General features: G+C 59.4%; 14 protein-coding genes. 4 read left to right on the top strand and 10 right to left on the bottom strand.

Annotated features, from left to right (window positions below; all coding sequences use genetic code 11):
• Positions 1-83: 83 nt before the first annotated feature.
• Positions 84-1,298: an MFS transporter gene (locus ACWKV9_RS15645; protein ID WP_483837028.1), complete on the bottom strand. Its 1,215-nt coding sequence runs from the start codon at positions 1,296-1,298 to the stop codon at positions 84-86.
• A 105-nt stretch (positions 1,299-1,403) separates the two neighbouring features.
• Here ACWKV9_RS15645 and ACWKV9_RS15640 point away from each other — a divergent pair, with 105 nt between their 5' ends.
• A complete protein-coding gene (locus ACWKV9_RS15640) occupies positions 1,404-1,952 on the top strand; it encodes a TetR/AcrR family transcriptional regulator (RefSeq protein ID WP_483837027.1) in 549 nt (182 codons plus the stop codon).
• Between the two features lie 97 nt (positions 1,953-2,049).
• A complete protein-coding gene (locus ACWKV9_RS15635) occupies positions 2,050-3,351 on the top strand; it encodes a leucine-rich repeat-containing protein kinase family protein (RefSeq protein ID WP_483837026.1) in 1,302 nt (433 codons plus the stop codon).
• A gap of 244 nt (positions 3,352-3,595) precedes the next feature.
• Here ACWKV9_RS15635 and ACWKV9_RS15630 read toward each other — a convergent pair whose 3' ends face one another.
• The gene (locus tag ACWKV9_RS15630; RefSeq protein WP_483837025.1) at positions 3,596-4,300 is read right to left on the bottom strand and encodes a YebC/PmpR family DNA-binding transcriptional regulator; all 705 of its coding nucleotides are present in this window, start codon (positions 4,298-4,300) and stop codon (positions 3,596-3,598) included.
• Positions 4,301-4,636: 336 nt separating this feature from the next.
• Between ACWKV9_RS15630 and ACWKV9_RS15625 the strand changes: the two genes are divergently transcribed.
• Positions 4,637-6,256, top strand: a complete 1,620-nt coding sequence (locus ACWKV9_RS15625) for a type VI secretion system Vgr family protein (RefSeq protein WP_483837024.1) — start codon at positions 4,637-4,639, stop codon at positions 6,254-6,256.
• Between the two features lie 3 nt (positions 6,257-6,259).
• Here ACWKV9_RS15625 and ACWKV9_RS15620 read toward each other — a convergent pair whose 3' ends face one another.
• The 8 genes from ACWKV9_RS15620 to ACWKV9_RS15585 form a co-directional block, all read right to left on the bottom strand.
• Positions 6,260-7,033, bottom strand: a complete 774-nt coding sequence (locus tag ACWKV9_RS15620) for an enoyl-CoA hydratase (protein ID WP_483837023.1) — start codon at positions 7,031-7,033, stop codon at positions 6,260-6,262.
• 94 nt (positions 7,034-7,127) lie between these two features.
• Positions 7,128-8,309 carry an acetyl-CoA C-acyltransferase gene (locus ACWKV9_RS15615; RefSeq protein WP_483837116.1) on the bottom strand — a complete coding sequence of 394 codons (1,182 nt, stop codon included), beginning with the start codon at positions 8,307-8,309 and terminating at the stop codon, positions 7,128-7,130.
• 42 nt (positions 8,310-8,351) lie between these two features.
• Positions 8,352-9,119, bottom strand: coding sequence for an SDR family NAD(P)-dependent oxidoreductase (locus tag ACWKV9_RS15610; RefSeq protein ID WP_483837022.1), 768 nt, complete (start codon positions 9,117-9,119; stop codon positions 8,352-8,354).
• 193 nt (positions 9,120-9,312) lie between these two features.
• A complete protein-coding gene (locus tag ACWKV9_RS15605) occupies positions 9,313-10,272 on the bottom strand; it encodes a 3-hydroxyacyl-CoA dehydrogenase (protein ID WP_483837021.1) in 960 nt (319 codons plus the stop codon).
• A 67-nt stretch (positions 10,273-10,339) separates the two neighbouring features.
• Positions 10,340-11,227, bottom strand: a complete 888-nt coding sequence (locus ACWKV9_RS15600) for a DMT family transporter (protein WP_483837020.1) — start codon at positions 11,225-11,227, stop codon at positions 10,340-10,342.
• A 1,116-nt stretch (positions 11,228-12,343) separates the two neighbouring features.
• Positions 12,344-12,961 (bottom strand): biliverdin-producing heme oxygenase, encoded by a 618-nt coding sequence (locus ACWKV9_RS15595; RefSeq protein ID WP_483837115.1) that lies wholly within the window; start codon positions 12,959-12,961, stop codon positions 12,344-12,346.
• A gap of 108 nt (positions 12,962-13,069) precedes the next feature.
• Positions 13,070-14,695 (bottom strand): NADP-dependent glyceraldehyde-3-phosphate dehydrogenase, encoded by a 1,626-nt coding sequence (locus ACWKV9_RS15590; RefSeq protein WP_483837019.1) that lies wholly within the window; start codon positions 14,693-14,695, stop codon positions 13,070-13,072.
• A 310-nt stretch (positions 14,696-15,005) separates the two neighbouring features.
• The gene (locus ACWKV9_RS15585; protein WP_483837018.1) at positions 15,006-15,224 is read right to left on the bottom strand and encodes a hypothetical protein; all 219 of its coding nucleotides are present in this window, start codon (positions 15,222-15,224) and stop codon (positions 15,006-15,008) included.
• On the opposite strand from ACWKV9_RS15585, the gene ACWKV9_RS15580 reads away from it, so the two are divergent.
• The gene (locus tag ACWKV9_RS15580) at positions 15,223-17,598 is read left to right on the top strand and encodes a DUF2235 domain-containing protein (RefSeq protein ID WP_483837017.1); all 2,376 of its coding nucleotides are present in this window, start codon (positions 15,223-15,225) and stop codon (positions 17,596-17,598) included. The two genes, ACWKV9_RS15585 and ACWKV9_RS15580, sit on opposite strands and share 2 nt — an antisense overlap.
• Positions 17,599-17,611 lie beyond the last annotated feature (13 nt).

The raw sequence follows: 17,611 nt of genomic DNA, 5'->3' as shown, positions 1-17,611 counted from the left end.
GCCCGAACCCTGTAGGAGCGAACTTGTTCGCGAGACGCCCCGCCTGACACACCGAGTCAATCGCCTCGCCAACAAGTTGTCTCCTACAGAGGTGTCACCGCACGGGGTTTGTTAGCCCGCTGCACCAGCAACGAAACCAGCGCAATCACCGCAAACAGCACCACAATTGAGCCGTAGACATTGGTCGTGGCGATCAGGCCCACGCGGCTGATAGAAAGGCCAGCAATCAGTGCGGGCACGCAAAACGCCAAATAGCTGAGCACATAGAAAGCCGACATTAGCCCGGCGCGCTCATGGGCATGAGCCAGCGGCAAGAGCAGTCGCAAGGCGCCGAGGAAGCTCGAACCAAAGCCAATTCCCGCCACTACCGTACCGACGAAGAACAACCACAACAGCCCGAGATTGACCGCCGCGAGGATAATAGAGACACCCATCGCCAGGAAGCTGCAGCCCACCAACAGCGCAAGCCCTGGCGCGCGAGTGCGCAGATTGAGAATCGCCATCGCGCCACTGATGGTCAACGCCGCCACCGCAAATCCACCGTTAAGCACCGATTTCGAGCCGGTCGCCGCCGCCAGCAACGAGGGGGTCAGGGACAGAAAAAACCCGCCCAGCGCCCAGGCTGCAATGTCCGCGGGCATCACCAGCCACAAAGTCCCGCGTGCCTGTTTCGGCACATGCAGCGAGGGACGCAGCGATCGCCAGGCCCCTGCTTGCGGGGTAACGGTCTCCTGCGTGCGCCACAGATACACGGCCTGGGCGATGAACGCCGTCAACAACACCGCATAAGCGAGAAGCAACGGCAATGGGGCGAACTCCACCAATGCACTGGTGCCCAGAGCACCGGCGGCCATGCCGAACATCGGCGCGATGCTGTTGATCAACGGGCCCTGGGTTTGGTCAGTGTCGAGCAACGCGGCGCCTAGTGCGCCCGTCGCCATGCCGGTGGCAAACCCCTGCACAATGCGCGCGGCCAATAACCAGCTGACATCCTGAGCACCGAGGAACAGCAGCATGGAGACAATCTCCAGCACCAGCGCCGCAAAGATCACAGGCCTTCGCCCCAAGTGATCAGATAAGGAGCCCACCACCAACAACGCTACCAGCAGGCTCAACGCATAAGCGGCGAAGATCAGCGTCATCAGCGCCGGGGAGAAGCCCCAGTTTTGTTGATACAAGTGATAAAGCGGCGTGGGGGTGCTGGAGGCTGCGAAGAAACACAGCAGCACGAACGCCAGAAAACCGAGATGTCCCCGATCCCGACTATCGACTTTCGGGTTCTGCAAAGTTTGAGACACAGGTACACTCTCCAAAAAACCACGTCATAAAAGCAAATATTTAGCTTTACCGAGTGTGCGAGCTGAATCTGCTTAAAGCAAATACTTTGTGTTAAGGTCTGCCCCATGGCTATCAAAGAAGGCATCCGCACCGGCGGTCGAAGTGCCCGTGTGCAAACATCGATCTACGCTGCTGTCCGTGACCTGTTGCTCGAACATGAGCGCTCCGCCCTCAGCGTTCCGGTCATTGCCGCACGCGCGGGTGTCACGCCGTCGACAATCTATCGTCGCTGGGGCGATCTTACGGCTCTGCTGGCTGATGCCGCCGTCGAGCGTCTGCGCCCGGACGAACCGGTTGATTGCGGTAACCTGCGTGATGACCTGCGTCACTGGACCGAAATCTATCTGGACGAAATGAGCTCCGAGCCCGGTCGGGAAATGATGCGTGACGTCGTAGCCAGCAGCGCAACGCTGTGTTCCGGTAAATGCCTGAACATGGTCCGCGATCAATTTCAAATCATGATTGATCGCGCCCAGGAGCGTGGCGAACGTTCGCCATCGGCCGATGAGCTGGTCGATGCAGTGGTCGCGCCGATGATTTACCGCATTCTCTACGCCGAGACCCCTCCGACCCTTGAGCGCATGCACCAATTGCTGGACCGCTGCCTGGGCTGAATGCCGGATGTTCACCGGGATCGGCAGAGATCACTGCCGCCCGGTCCGGCAAATCGTTATGATGGCCGGCCAAATCAGCTATCTGTGAACCCTTCCTATGCACACTCTCGCAGACCTGCGCGCCGGTAAACTGGCGGGTATCAAGCGCCTGAACCTGGCCTGCGGCCTGACCGAGTTTCCTCAGGAAATCTTCAGCCTGAGCGATTCACTGGAAATGCTCGACCTCAGTGGCAATGCACTGACCGACCTTCCCCACGATCTGCATCGCCTCACGCACCTGAAGATTCTGTTCTGTTCCAACAATCCGTTTACTCACTTGCCCGAATCCATCGGTCAATGCGCGCAGTTGCAGGTCGTCGGTTTCAAGGCCTGTCGAATCCGTGATGTGTCGGCGCGGGCCCTGCCGACGCAGCTGCGTTCGTTGATCCTGACCGACAATTGCATCGAGTCCTTGCCCGATGAGCTGGGTGACTGCAGCGCACTGCAAAAACTGATGATGGCTGGTAACCGGTTGCGGCATTTGCCAGAGAGTCTGGCCCGGTGTGAGCGGCTGGAGCTGCTGCGAATCTCGGCCAACAACATTGGGCATCTTCCCGACTGGCTGTTGAACATGCCTGCACTGGCGTGGCTGGCATGCGCCGGGAACCCGATGTCCAAGCCTGCAACCGACACGCCGATTCATCCCGTCGCCTGGCAGGACCTGCAACTGGAGCAGGTGCTGGGCCAAGGCGCTTCCGGGATTATTCAGCGGGCGTTATGGCTGAGCGATGACAGCGCGCCGCAACCGGTGGCGGTCAAGCTGTACAAGGGCGCCGTGACCAGCGATGGATCGCCGCTCAACGAGATGGCGGCGTGCATCGGGGCTGGCAACCATCCTAATTTGATCAATGTCCTGGGGCAGATTCATGGCCATCCGGCCGAAGTCGACGGGTTGGTGATGGAGCTCATTTCTCCTGAGTTCATTAACCTGGCAGGCCCGCCAAGCCTGCAAACCTGCACACGGGATATCTACAACGACACACGCTTCACCGGCGAAGTGGCTCTGCGGATTGCCACCGGCGTTGCTGCGGCGACCGCCCACCTGCACGCCCACGGCCTGACCCACGGTGACCTCTACGGGCACAACGTGCTGTGGAACGAGCACGGCGATTGCCTGCTGGGGGATTTTGGCGCGGCCTCGTTCTACGCCGACGCGCAGACGGGCGTGCGGCTTGAGCGCCTGGAGGTACGGGCTTACGGGATTTTGCTCGGGGAATTGCTTGAGCGGTGTGACGGGATGGATCGGCAAACGATGGCGCAATTCACCGAGCTTCAACATCAGTGCGTTCAACCGGCCATCGAACTGCGCCCGTCTTTTACCCAGATTGAACAGCGCTTGTCGACGTTCAAAAATCTGTAGGAGCGAACTTGTTCGCGAGGGGATTGGCCTGAAACCAGGTTTGACGCCTCGCCAACAAGTTGGCTCCTACAGGATGTCTGTAACCTCGCCATTGAACAGCGCCTGTCGATACTCGCAAACCTGTGTGAGCGGAAGATCAACGCGAGGCTCCGGGGTCGCGCCCGACCGATGCGAGGTGTCAGACACCACGCGATCACAGCCTCCGGCAGCTCCTACAAGTTGTGCGGGATGTACCAAACGATGTTTATCCCGCCAGACCGACGTACACGTTCTGCACGTCATCATGGCCGTCGATGGCTTCGAGGAACGCTTCGACTTCGCTCATTTGCTCCTCGGTCAGGCCGTCCACGGTGCTTTTCGGACGGTAGCCGATGTGCGCCGACTGCACGGTGAAACCAAAGTCGGGCAGCGCTTTGCACACCGCGTCCAGATCGGTGATGTCGGTGAAGAACAGCGTGGCGCCCTCTTCGCCCGGCTCGCATTCCTGGGCACCCGCTTCGATGGCCGCTTCGTCCGCGTCGGCATCCGGCGTGGCCGGAACGGCTTCGATCATGCCCTGATGCAGAAAGTCCCAGGACACCGACCCCGCTGCGCCCAGTTGGCCTTTGCGAAACAGCACGCGAATTTCAGACACGGTGCGGTTGATGTTGTCGGTCAGGCATTCAACGATGACCGGAACCTTGTGCGGCGCAAAACCCTCGTAAGTCAGCTTTTCGAAGTGCACGTGCTCGCCGAGCAGTCCCGCGCCTTTCTTGATAGCGCGCTCAAGTGTCTCGCGGGGCATCGACGCCTTTTTCGCCTGTTCTACAACCAGTCGCAGGCGGGCGTTCATGTCGGGGTCAGCGCCGGAACGCGCAGCAATCATGATTTCCTTGGACAGCTTGCCAAAAATTCGCCCCTTGGCGTTGGCTGCTGCTTCTCTGTGCTTGACCTTCCACTGTGCGCCCATGATTGCTCTCTTGTTTCGATGGCGTCTTGCCGTCAGGGTCTTGCGCCCGGCATGGCGTGCCGTTTGCGTGACGGTAAGCGCTGAAAATGGTGACTGTCATTGAAGCGCCGAAGCAAAGCCGCAGCGCCCGCGCATTTTATACGCGATAACGCCAGATGAAACCCCTCGCCGCGCACCGTCGATCAAACTTGGGCAGTTAAGTTTCGTCCCGCAAATCTCATCGCTTCCCAAAATCAACCGACGCGACCTGTAGTCCTTTTCCGAAAAAGCCGCTGGCGAAGACTTCTGCACGTCGCTTTCCGTACCCTCTGCAGCTGAATTTCACGGTGAGAGAACATGCTGATGCATAACGACACGCAAGGGCCAATGACGCTGGCGATCAATGATAGCCAGATGGATCTGCACGTCATCAGCTTCACCGGACGAGAAGCGCTGAATCACCCTTACCGGTTCGATATCGACCTGGTCAGCGAGTTTGCCGCCATCGATTGTGACAGTCTGCTCGATCGCAGCGCTTACCTGAGTTTTGGCCCACAACCGCAAGGGATTCACGGCCAGATCTGCGCAGCCAGTCAAGTGCATGCTGGCGATGGTTTGAACCTGTATCGCATCACTTTGATGCCAAGCCTGCAGCGGCTCGCCTGCGCCCCCAGGGCCCGGACATTCAACGGCATGACAGTGCCGCAGATTATCGGCCAATTGCTGCAGGAACATGGCCTGCAACCCCCGACCTACCGCTTCGAACGCATCATCGGCGTATATCCGCCCAGAGACATGTGTGGGCAGTATCAGGAAACTGATCTGCACCTGCTGCAGCGCTTGTGCGAGGAAGAAGGTATCAGCTATCGCTTCGAGCACGCCGTCGACGGGCACGTGATGATATTCGCAGACGACCCGGCGAGTTTCCCGGAACTGAATCAATCGCGTGGCATGCTGATCAGCAACGTCAGTGAGACCGACCCGATCGGCATCGCGCATTTTGCCGAGCACCAGACCCTTCCCCCCAGTTACAGCAGCCATGTGTGCGAAAACCTTGCGCTTCTGGACCAGTACCGGTGCGCCAATAGGAACGGGGCCGTCAGCGAGGTCGATTTGCCACCTGCCGTGGTGTTGCCTTTTGCCCTGCGCAGCGATCAGGGCGTGCGGCAACGTCAGGTCAGCGTGCGGGCATTGGAGCGCTTGCGTTGCGAACGGCGGGTCATCAGCGGACGTAGCAGTCAGCCTGCGCTGGTCAGTGGGCAGATCATGCAAATCTCTGAGCATCCCGAACGCCTCATGAATGATCAGTGGCTGATCACTGAAATTCGTCACGAAGGCTCACAACTGGAGCGGCTCAAGGGCGGCGCAGCCAAAGACATTGCCGCGATCATCTGCGCTACCCAGGCCCTGCGCGCGCTCAGCTGGAAGACACTGCCGCCTGCTGAACCGTCTACAGCCACCCATGCACGCGCGTCCGATTGCCAATACCACAATGAATTTGCCGTAATCCCTTGGGCCATGCCTTTTCGTCCGTCTCTGCAGCACCGTAAGCCGGCGATCACCGGCATACACAGCGCAGTGCTTGCCCAACCCCACGTCTTCGATGCCCTTGGCCGCGTCGCTGTGCGCCTGGAGTGGCAAACAGATCGCTCTGATCGGGGGGGGCAAGACAGTTGGGCGGCGCTGTGCAGCGCCGTTCAGATCAGTGACGATACGACTGCGGTCAGCGTGGGGTTTTTTGATGACGATCCCGATCAGCCAGTAATTTGCGGGATACTTGAGGGTTCGGCTGCCGAGCAACTGAAAGCCGATATGCGCCGTTCCGGTATTGTCCCGGATGACGGCAATCGGGCGCAGTTGGCCCCCGATCAGCGCCTGGATATCAATCGCCTTCAAACCATGACGCTGCACACCGCGCGGGGCACGATTGAAATCACTGCCCAGCGCTTGACCTTTTCCCACCGCATAGACGGCTGAACCTCAGCGATGCTTGAACAGCGGTTCTCGCTTCTCGATGAAGGCGGCCATGCCTTCCTTTTGATCTTCGGTGGCGAAGGCAGAATGAAACACGCGGCGCTCAAAGCGAATCCCTTCCGAGAGGCTGACCTCGAAGGCACGGTTGACGCTCTCCTTGACCATCATCGCCACGGGCAGGGATTTCGCTGCGATTGCTGTCGCGACCTTCAGCGCCTCGTCGATCAGCGTATCGAGCGGCACGATGCGCGACACCATCCCTGCGCGTTCAGCCTCCACAGCGTCGATCATGCGCCCGGTCAGGCACATTTCCATGGCCTTGGCTTTGCCGATGGCCCGGGTCAGGCGCTGTGTTCCACCCATGCCAGGCAGCACGCCGATCTTGATTTCCGGCTGACCGAAACGGGCGTTGTCGGCAGCAAGTATGAAATCGCACATCAACGCCAACTCGCAACCGCCGCCCAAGGCAAAACCGGCCACTGCGGCGATGATTGGCTTGCGTCGCGCGGCGACCCGGTCACTGTCGCTGAACAGATCATCGAGGTAGATCTGCGGGTATTTGAGGTCGTACATTTCCTTGATATCGGCGCCCGCCGCGAAGGCTTTTGCCGAACCCGTGAGGATCACGCAGCCGATGTCCGGGTTGCGCTCGATTTGATCCAGTGCGTGATTGAGCTCGCTGATAATCTGAGCGTTCAACGCGTTCAGCGCCTCAGGGCGGTTGAGCTTAATCAGCGCAACACGACCTTTTACTTCTTCGAGAATAGTTTCGTAAGTCATTGTTATTTATCCAGTCTATTCAAAATGCAAAGCTGCTAACTTCTTGTACAACTGACATTAACTTAAATTCATAAGACGTTGATTTATCAACGCTTTAAACGATTTCAACCGCTATCGCCGTCGCTTCTCCGCCACCAATGCAAATCGCGGCGACTCCGCGCTTCAAATCACGCTGCCTCAATGCCGCAATCAGAGTGACCACAATGCGCGCGCCGGAGGCACCAATGGGGTGACCCAATGCGCAGGCGCCACCGTTGACGTTGACCTTGGCAGGGGGCAGTTCGAGTTTGCTCATTGCAACGAGCGCTACCACGGCGAACGCTTCATTAATCTCAAACAGGTCCACATCGCTCAGCGACCAGCCGGTTTTGCGCATCAGTTTTTCGATGGCGCCGATGGGTGCAGTAGGAAACAGTCCTGGCTTGTTGGCGTAGGCCGAGTGGCCGCGAATCACCGCCAGTGGCGTCAGGCCACGTCGCTTGGCCTCAGACTGACGCATCAGGGTCAATGCCGCGGCCCCGTCCGAAATCGAGCTGGAATTGGCGGCTGTAACCGTTCCGCCTGAACGAAAAGCCGGTTTGAGCAGCGGGATTTTTTCCAGCCGCGCCTTGGGCGGCTGTTCGTCGTGGACGATGGTCCGCTGCTGTTTACCTTCAGTCACCTGGACAGGCACGATCTCCGAGGCGAAACGGCCTTGCTCAATGGCATCTTGCGCACGCGTCAACGAGGCAATGGCAAAGGCATCCTGGGCTTCACGGCTGATGCTTTCGAGCGCGGAGCAATCCTCGGCAAAAGTGCCCATCAGTCGGCCTCGTTCGTAGGCGTCTTCAAGACCGTCGAGAAACATGTGATCGAGAACCTGACCGTGACCCATACGCTGACCACTGCGGGCTTTGTCCAGCAAATACGGCGCGTTGGACATGCTTTCCATGCCGCCGGCGATCACTATGTCAGCACTGCCAGCCAACAATTGATCGTGGGCCAGAATCGCCGCCTGCATGCCCGATCCACACATTTTGTTCAGCGTCGTACACAGCGTGTGGTTGCTCAGCCCTGCGCCCAGTGCAGCCTGACGCGCGGGCGCCTGGCCGAGCCCGGCGGGCAGAACGCAGCCCATCACCACTTCGTCGATCTCGTTGGAGCCAATGCCCGCACGCTCAACCGCCGCGCGAATGGCGGCTGCACCCAATTGCGGCGCGGTCAGGCTTTTGAGATCACCTTGAAACCCACCCATGGGCGTGCGCACGGCGCTGACGATTACCACAGGGTCGGTAATGGAATAAGTTGGTGTGCCAGATGCCATAGAAAGGCTCCTCGATTAGCGGGCGGCCATGCGCAGGGCGCCGTCCAGACGGATGACTTCGCCGTTGAGCATGCTGTTTTCGATGATGTGGCGCACCAGCGCGGCGTATTCCTGCGGCTTGCCCAGGCGCGGGGGAAATGGCACGCCGGCAGACAGGCTTTCACGCACCTGAGGGGTCATGCCGGCCATCATCGGTGTCTCGAAAATGCCGGGGGCGATGGTCATGACGCGGATGCCGAAGCGCGCCAGCTCACGGGCTGCGGGCAAGGTCAGGCTCACGATGGCGCCCTTGGACGCAGCGTACGCCGCCTGACCGATCTGACCGTCGTAGGCCGCGACCGAGGCAGTGTTGATGATTATTCCGCGTTCACCGCCCTCATCTGCCGTGCTTTCGGCGATGGCGGCGGCGGCCAGACGCAGCAGGTTGAAGCTGCCGATCAGGTTGACATTGATGACGCGGCTGAAGCTGTCGAGGCCGTGAGGGCCATCTTTACCGAGGATTTTTTCGGCGCCGACGATACCGGCGCAATTGACGAGCCCGTGCAATTGGCCGAACTCGCGAACCGCGCTGTCGACCGCCGATTGCGCTGCAGCTTCTTGAGTGACGTCGGCAACACTGGCCCGCGCGTTACTCCCCAGAGCTTGCGCCTGGGCTTGTACAGCGTCGCCGTTGAGGTCCACTAACATGACGCTGGCGCCCGCTTCGATCAGCATCTGCGCCGTCGCCGCCCCCAGGCCCGACGCACCGCCGCTGACCAGAAATACCTTGCCTTGGATCTGCATGACCGTGTCTTCCTTCGACTTTTATTGTTGGAGTGCGCAAATACTCCGCCCTGTCGTCCGTTGGGGCAATAGTCAAAGCGTGCAGATGGGTTGGGCGTTTAGGGCAGGCCAGGCTGGAGCCTGAAGCTGCAAGCCAGAAGCTACAGCGCAGATGTCAGCTGACTGCATCCTCTTGAAGCTTGAAGCTCTTACCTCACTCCTTCGCATCTCGCCTCGCCACACTGAATTCCATCAGCTTGCGATCGCGCCAGGCGCGCTTGGCTTCGAGGTCTTCGCGACTCAAGAAACCGCGGCGCTGGGATTCCACTTCGCTGATCAGCGCGTCACTCCATTCATCATCGTGCTTGCCTGACGCAGCGATGGAGCGGTACAGCGGCCCCAATCTGAGGGCGTAATCGGCAATGCCGCCAGGAGCGTTCAGGTCGATGGTTTCGAACGGCCCCATAAACGACCAGCGCCAGCCGAGCCCGTCGCGCACGGTTTTGTCGATGTCCTCGCAACTCGCCACCCCCTCCTCGACCAACGCCCAGGCCTCGCGCAATAACACGGCTTGCAGCCGATTGAGGACAAAACCTTCGACCTCTTTGCGCACGTGCACCACGCTTTGACCGACCGCTTCCATCAGCGCCGCGACAAAGGCCACCGTCTGTGAAGAGGTTTCAGCCGAGGGGACGATTTCCACCACTGGCACCAGATAAGGCGGGTTGACCGGGTGAGCAATGATCACCCGTGACGAGATTTTCAGCCCGCTGGCAAATGCCGAAGCAACGATGCCAGAGCTGGAACTGCCAATGACCAGATCACTGTCGGCCACCGCCTCCAGCTCATTCATCAACGCGCGCTTGACTTCCACCCGCTCCAGGATCGACTCCTGCACATACGCCGCGCCGTTGATGGCGTGGGCGAGGTCTTCGGCCAGGCTCAAACGCCCAAGGATATCGGCAACCGGCTCGCTGATCAGACCTCGTGCGTGCATCTCAATCAGTTGCTGCTCGATCAGCGGGATTGCGGCGTTGGCGATCACAGGGTTTGCGTCGAATATGCGAACCTGCAAGCCTGCGCGGGCAAACACCAGCGCCCAGCCTGCACCCACCAATCCGGCCCCCACGATGGCCACGGGCCGGTCGTTGATCAACGCGTCGAGTTCAGTCATGGCTGCACCTTGTTATTGAGGATTGGAAGTGGCGCCCTCGCGAAACGTGGCTGTTCGCAAGCAAAGATCAATTGCCCTTTTTGCGTTGCTGCCACGCCGCCGCCAGCCCGCTGAGACAGATGATGGCAATGCCCGCCTGGGCCGTCAGCGATGGCGCGTGGTCGAAGAAGATGAAGCCCAACAGCCCGGCGAAGACAATCTGGCAATAGCCAAAAGGCGCCAGCATCGCTGGTGCTGCGAAGCGAAACGCCTGGGTCAGCAACAGGTGAGCAACCATGCCGCAGGTGCCCAGCGCGAGCATCAGGGGGATGTGCTTCCACTGAGGCGATTGCCAGAAAAACGGCACCAGGGCGCTCATCACCAGGGTGTTGAACAGCCCGGCGAAAAAATTACTGGTGGTCGGACTGTCGTGTGCCGCCACCAACCGCGTCAGCAACTGGTAGCAGGCAAAGCACATCGCAGACCCAAGCGGCAGCAACACGGCGGGCGTGAACAATTCGCCGCCGGGGTGGACGATCACCAGCACGCCGCTGAACCCGACCAGCACTGCGATCCATTGTCCGCGGGTGACGTGTTCCTTGAGCAGCGGCACCGACAGCGCCGTCACCAGCAGCGGCGCGAGGAAGTTGACCGCCGTGGCCTCGGCCAGCGGAATGAACATCAGCCCGCTGGTAAACAGCAGGCTGGTGCCCAGCAGGCACGCCGCCCGCATGGCTTGTAATCCCGGTTTTTTGGTGCGCAACACCCGTAGGCCCGCGGATGGCATGAAGATGCAGGCCATCAATAGCGTGTGCACCAGATAACGTACCCAGACCACCATGATGATCGGGTAGATACCGGACAGAAATTTGGACAGGGTGTCGTGACTGGAGAACAGAAAGGTCGCCAGGACAATAAAGGCGATGCCCTTGAGCGGCTGATTGACGCCGGAGAGCGGCGTACTGGGGGTACTCATCAGGTTTCCTTTGGCCGTGCGTGAATACGTGGCCCACCTTCGGCGCTGCGCAAAGAGCGGGTAGACGTGAAAAGAATATAGAAGCTGTCGTCAGATAACCAAACAAAGCTGACACATTTGGTTATTTTCGGTATGACGCATACCGCACCTGTGCTGCTATTGCCCGGATCGCAAATGGCCCCGCATAGTGCTTCTGCCCGCAGGGCGTAGCCACTATGTTTCCGCTGACCCAACGCAAATCCCGTTGGAGCGAGGCTTGCCCGCGAAGCTGACGCCGCGGTTTGCCTGACATACCGCATCCGCAGGTTTCACTGCCGCTGCGCGCCAGATCGCTAGCAAGCTACGCTCCTACGGCCTCCGGCCAGAATCAAAAACTTCGCGGGCAACTCGGTTTGCCTGATGCACCGGGTTATGGGCTTCGCGGGCAAGCGCGCTCCTACACAGGTCGGTTTATCCGCCAGATCGTCGCTTCTGCCCGCAGGGCGTAGGAGTCCGGCTTGCCGACGATGGGGTGCGAAGCGGCCCTAAAGCAGACACCCAGTTGCACCTGACCCACCGCAAATCCCGTTGGAGCGAGGCTTGCCCGCGAAGCTGACGCCGCGGTTTGCCTGACATACCGCATCCGCAGGTTTCACTGCCGCTGCGCGCCAGATCGCTAGCAAGCTACGCTCCTACGGCCTCCGGCCAGAATCAAAAACTTCGCGGGCAACTCGGTTTGCCTGATGCACCGGGTTATGGGCTTCGCGGGCAAGCGCGCTCCTACACAGGTCGGTTTATCCGCCAGATCGTCGCTTCTGCCCGCAGGGCGTAGGAGTCCGGCTTGCCGACGATGGGGTGCGAAGCGGCCCTAAAGCAGACACCCAGTTGCACCTTACCCAACGCAAATCCCGTTGGAGCGAGGCTTGCCCGCGAAGCTGACGCCGCGGTTTGCCTGACACACCGCGTTATGGGCTTCGCTGGCAAGCGCGCTCCTACACAGGTCGGTTTATCCGCCAGATCGTCGCTTCTGCCCGGAGGGCGTAGGAGCGCGCTTGCCCGCGATGGGGGTTTGTTGGACGCCTAGTTATCGATTGACACAGCGCGATCGCGGGCAAGCGCGCTCCTATAAGAGGGGGGTCAGGGAGTTAGTACTTGCGCGCTTTCCAGCCACCGTTCAAAGCAATCGAACGTCGCGCACGCCGCGGCGACGACTTGAGCGTGGTAGTACGGGTCTTCGGCCTCGGCCAATTGCTGGAGAAATGCCTTCCACAATGGCCCTGTATCGCGGCCATAAACGTCCAGGAACTCCGCACCGCTGTCAGCCTCGATCCCGAGCTTGTCCTTGATTACCCGCCGCAGCACCTGCCCGCCGAGGGTGGCGCCCTCGATCACATAGCGGGTGCCCAGCAATTGATGAGCATTGTCGATAGCCGGCAAGTCGGTACACAACGGCAACGCTTGAATGTCCGACGCAGACAATCCCAACGCCGTTAAATCGCGAACCAGCGCCGGAACCTTTTGCCTTTGTCTGCCGGTCTCGCTCAAGTCTGCAACGCCTGAAATCAACTGTTCCAGTGGCGCATAAAAACCGTAATACGCCTGGATCAGCCTGACGTACAGCGCCCGGTCCAGCTCCGGCCGCATGAACGGCATACGGTCTTCCAGGGATTTGTGTGACGCCCCTGTCGCCGCTCGCAGGTGCTGCAAAACCGGCGCAACCCTTTTTACCGTGCGCTCGGAGTTAGTTTCAGAAATAGCGTCAATCAAGGGGTAATCCAGAAAGTGGCAATGACGGCATTATGCAGGCGCCACGCCGCCCGAGGGTAGCGTGGGCGCCTGAACAGGGCCGAAACGAGATGGCGGTCAGAAGATGTAATCGGTGGTCAGGAAACTCGACTCACGGTCGTGAATGATATCGCTGATCAGCGCTTTGTTGCTCTCCTGGAACTTGGTTGCCACCAGCGTACGGATCGAGAACACCCGCAACGCATCGTCCACTGACAAAGTGCCTTCAGCGGAGTTCTTGCGGCCGTTGAACGGGAAGCTGTCCGGACCACGCTGGCATTGCGCATTGATGTTAATACGCCCCACCTGATTGGCGAACGCGTCCACCAATCGCCCGACCTGCTTGGGATCGTTACCGAAGATACTGAGCTGCTGACCGAAATCCGAATCGAGCACGTACTCGATCACCGTATCCAGGTCGCGATAAGCCACTACGGGTACAACGGGACCAAACTGTTCTTCGTGGTACACGCGCATTTCGGGCGTAACCGGGTACAGCACTGCCGGGTAGAAAAACTGCTGATGAATCTCGCCGCCGCCTTCGTTGACCACCTTGGCGCCTTTGCTGACAGCGTCATCCACCAGGCCCTGCAGGTATTCGGTCTTGCCAGGCTCAGGCAGTGGCGTCAACGCGACACCCGGTTCCCACGGCATGCCGGGCTTGAGCTGCTTGAGTTTTTCCTCGAATTTTTCGAGAAAACTGCCGACGACATTTTCATGAACGAAGAGGATTTTCAGCGCCGTACAGCGCTGGCCGTTGAACGACAACGACCCGGTAATCGCTTCGCTGACAGCGTTGTCCAGATTGACATCCGCCAGCACGATGCCGGGGTTTTTCGCGTCCAGCCCCAGTGCCGCACGCAAACGGTGAGGCTTGGGGTGCAGCTTTTTCAAGGCGCTGGCCGCCTTGTTGGTGCCGATGAAGGCGAACACGTCGATCTTGCCGCTGGCCATCAACGCGCTGACGGTTTCGCGACCGCTGCCGTAAATGACGTTGATGACCCCAGCCGGAAAGCTGTCGCGGAACGCTTCAAGCAATGGCCGAATCAGCAGCACGCCGAACTTGGCTGGCTTGAAGACCACCGGATTGCCCATGATCAGCGCCGGAATCAGCGTGGTAAAAGTCTCGTTCAGCGGATAGTTATAAGGCCCCATGCACAGGGTCACGCCCAGGGGTACGCGGCGAATCTGCCCCAGGGTGTCCTGTTCAAGCTCGAAACGGCTCGAACGACGGTCCAGTTCCTTGAGGGCATTGATGGTGTCGACGATGTAATCACACGTGCGGTCGAACTCTTTCTGCGAGTCCTTCAGATTCTTGCCGATCTCCCACATCAGCAGCTTGACCACAGGATCGCGCTGCTCGCGCATGGCTTTCAAAAACTTCTCGACGTGATGAATCCGGTCCGCCACGCGCATCGTCGGCCAGGCGCCTTGCCCCCGATCCCACGCCTTGACTGCGGCATCCAGCGCGGTCATCGCGGTGTCGGCGTCCATCAGCGGCGTGCTGCCCAAAACTACAGATTCAAGGCCCGAATCGGTTTTCAGCGAAACCGGGCTGAGCACCGGCGCCAGCGCGCCTTCCCAGATATGCAATTGGCCATTGACCAGATACTCACGCTGCTCGATCACAGGGCCCGCCCGAAACTCCTCGGGAATCTCGTCGGCACTCGGGTACAGGTTGTCCAGACGGCTTTGCAGGGTCATCTCTTTTTCACCTCTTTCAATCGGGGCATGGTGCGTAACATCGTCGAACACACTACGCCACTGACCAGCGGTAAGAAAAGCTTTGCAGCAGATGTCAACAACTCTGTCTACGCTTTGAATGACACGGCTGCCTGAAAGGGGCAGTAGGAACTATCGCCGCCGTGTGGCCTTGTACGCTGATGCGTCAGGGCCATCCAAGGAGGCGATATGATCAATTTCTTTGTGTCCAGGGCTGGACGTCACCTGTGTTTATGGGTAACGCCCATCGGCAATGCGCAACGCATGCCGGCTCAATCGCTGTGCAATCCCCCTAACCGCACGGCTCATCTGCTTCATTGCGCTGCAAGATTCGCTCGACGACAGCGCAACTGACCTCAACCTCAAACAGTGCCCAGGGCTTGAACCCTGGAACGTGCCCGAGCATCTGCCGGGGCTCACCCGAGATTGGCTGCTCGTCAGGTTCCTCGCTCATCACGCCATGAACGCTTTTGAACGTGCGCAACCCACCTATGCAAGGAAGCTTAACCATGGAACCGAAAAACCTAGTTTTGTTTTCTGACGGCACCGGCAACAGCGCTGGCAAGCTGTTCAAGACCAATGTCTGGCGTGTGTACCAAGCCCTTGATCTGACGGACCCTCTGCCCCTGACGATCCCCCGCCAGTTCGCGTATTACGACGACGGTGTCGGCACCTCGACGTTCAAGCCGCTGGCGATTGCCGGGGGCGCATTCGGCGTCGGGCTGGCGCGCAACGTTATCGATCTGTACGTGTTTCTCTGCCGTACCTACCAGCCTGGGGACCGAATCTATGCATTCGGTTTCAGCCGTGGCGCGTTCACCATTCGCGTGCTGATCGGGCTGGTGATGACCCAGGGACTGCTGCGCTACAGCGGCTGCGAGGAAGACTTGCAACGCTGGGCCCGAGCGGCCTATCGAGCGTACAGGCTAAAAAACTTTCCGGGCAATTTCCTGGTTCAGACCCTCCGGTGGGCTCGTGACCGAGTGCTGAACGCAAAGGATCACCTGAACAGCAAAACTCCTTTCGCACAGGCTGATCGCATTGGCCTGAAAGATACTCCCGAGGCCATTCACATCGAATTCCTCGGGCTATGGGACACAGTGGATGCCTATGGGCTGCCGATCGATCAACTAACCAAGGCGATCGATCGATTCATCTGGCCGTTGAACATGCGCAGTTACGTGCTCGACAGCCGAGTGAAATGCGCGCGTCACGCCTTGTCTCTGGACGATGAGCGGCGGTCTTTTTACCCAAGGCTCTGGACCGAGGACAAGGAGCCCGCCAATAGCGCGAGCCACATCAGCGGCAAGCGCATCTGCCAGGTATGGTTTGCCGGCGTGCATTCCAACGTGGGCGGCGGCTATCCCGATGACAGCCTGTCCCTGGTGCCGTTGCAATGGATCATGGATGAAGCCGATCGCTGCAAGCTGCGTTTCAAAAATGAGATCAGGGACCAATTTCGCGCCTTGTCGGATGAAAACGGCCCACTGTATGACTCACGCAGGGGGCTTGGCTGTTATTACGCCTACAACCCTCGGCGCATGGAGTGGGTCAATCACAGGGATCACGTGAACATCGTGCGTGGCAAGGTGCATGAGAGCGTACTGCGGCGTATCCGCGTTGATCCCGACGGCTATGCGCCAATCGTACTGCCCGAAGACTTTGATGTTGTTTGTCTCAATGGCCAGATCGTCCCGGTCAATGACTATCTGGATGCCCTCGCGCAACCCAATGCCGGTAGGAATTCGGCTGCACCTCCTACGCCGTGGTTCGCAGGCTATACGCTGGCAAGAGAGCAAGTATTCAACTCAGTCTGGTGGCGACGAATCGCCTATTACCTGACCCTGTTTGTATCGCTGACGCTCTTTGCCATGCCCGCCTGGGCGCCGGGCGAAGGTGTCTGTCGCAGCGGTTTCTGTTTTCTGACCTCGCCCCTTAAACTGCTCGATACTTTCATTCCGTCGTTCGCGACAGCCTGGACCAACTCGTTCGTTTCCAGCCCCCACATATTCCTCCCGATGCTGGTGGTGCTGTGGGGTTGTTTTCGCTTGAGCAAGCATCTGGACCTGCAGATCAGTGACCGGATGCGGCGAATCTGGTACGCCATCGCCCCGCTGAAACCTACTGCGGTTTATAAGATGAAACCCGCGCCCCGGCCCAGTCGAGGCTCGGAGTGGATCAAGCGTCTGCGCAGCGCCGACGCCGGTCGCGCTTTCGTGAAATGCTTGACGCACCGGGTACTGCCATTCGTATTCGTGCTGGCGATTTTTGCCTATGCCGCAATCACGCTCAATCAGGTGGTGTTTGCCGGCCGTTCATCAACCGGGCTTGTTTGCAGCCCGTCCTCGGCTGCAGGCAGCTGGTTTTTCCCCAAAGAACTGTGCCACGACACCCAGACCCCGGTCGAAGCTGGCAAGCTCTACCAGATCACCCTGGAAATCCCCGCCGGCAGCCGCTGGTACGACGATACGATCCCCGCAGGACCCGGCGGTTTTACATGCGCATTACCGTGGTACAAAGCGCTCGGGTTCGCAGCCCTTGTTCCAGCCCGTCGCAACCTGACTCAGGCCTGGTTTCAGCCCATGGCTAAAATTGGGGATAACGGCAACGACGTGTTCCCCATTGACGGCAACAACGTGGAGCCAAGTGAATTAAAACCATGCTCATCAGAACGCCCTCCGGCTGCACTGCCGTGCCCGCCTGATGCCGCCAGCCTCGGTCAGATGGAAATGACCCGAATGAGATTCCTCGCCCGGTCTTCAGGGCCGTTGTACCTGTACGTCAATGACGTGGTCGGAGTGCCCTTTAGCGAGGACTTTTTTTATAACAACAACCGCGGTTGCGCCAGGGTCACTGTCACCCCGATGAACACGTCGGGGCGGTGATCGAGGGAGAATG

It is taken from the genome of Pseudomonas corni (assembly GCF_057128765.1).
The sequence above is the reverse complement of the archived record's forward strand: the minus strand, read 5'-3'. Positions and strand labels throughout refer to the sequence as shown.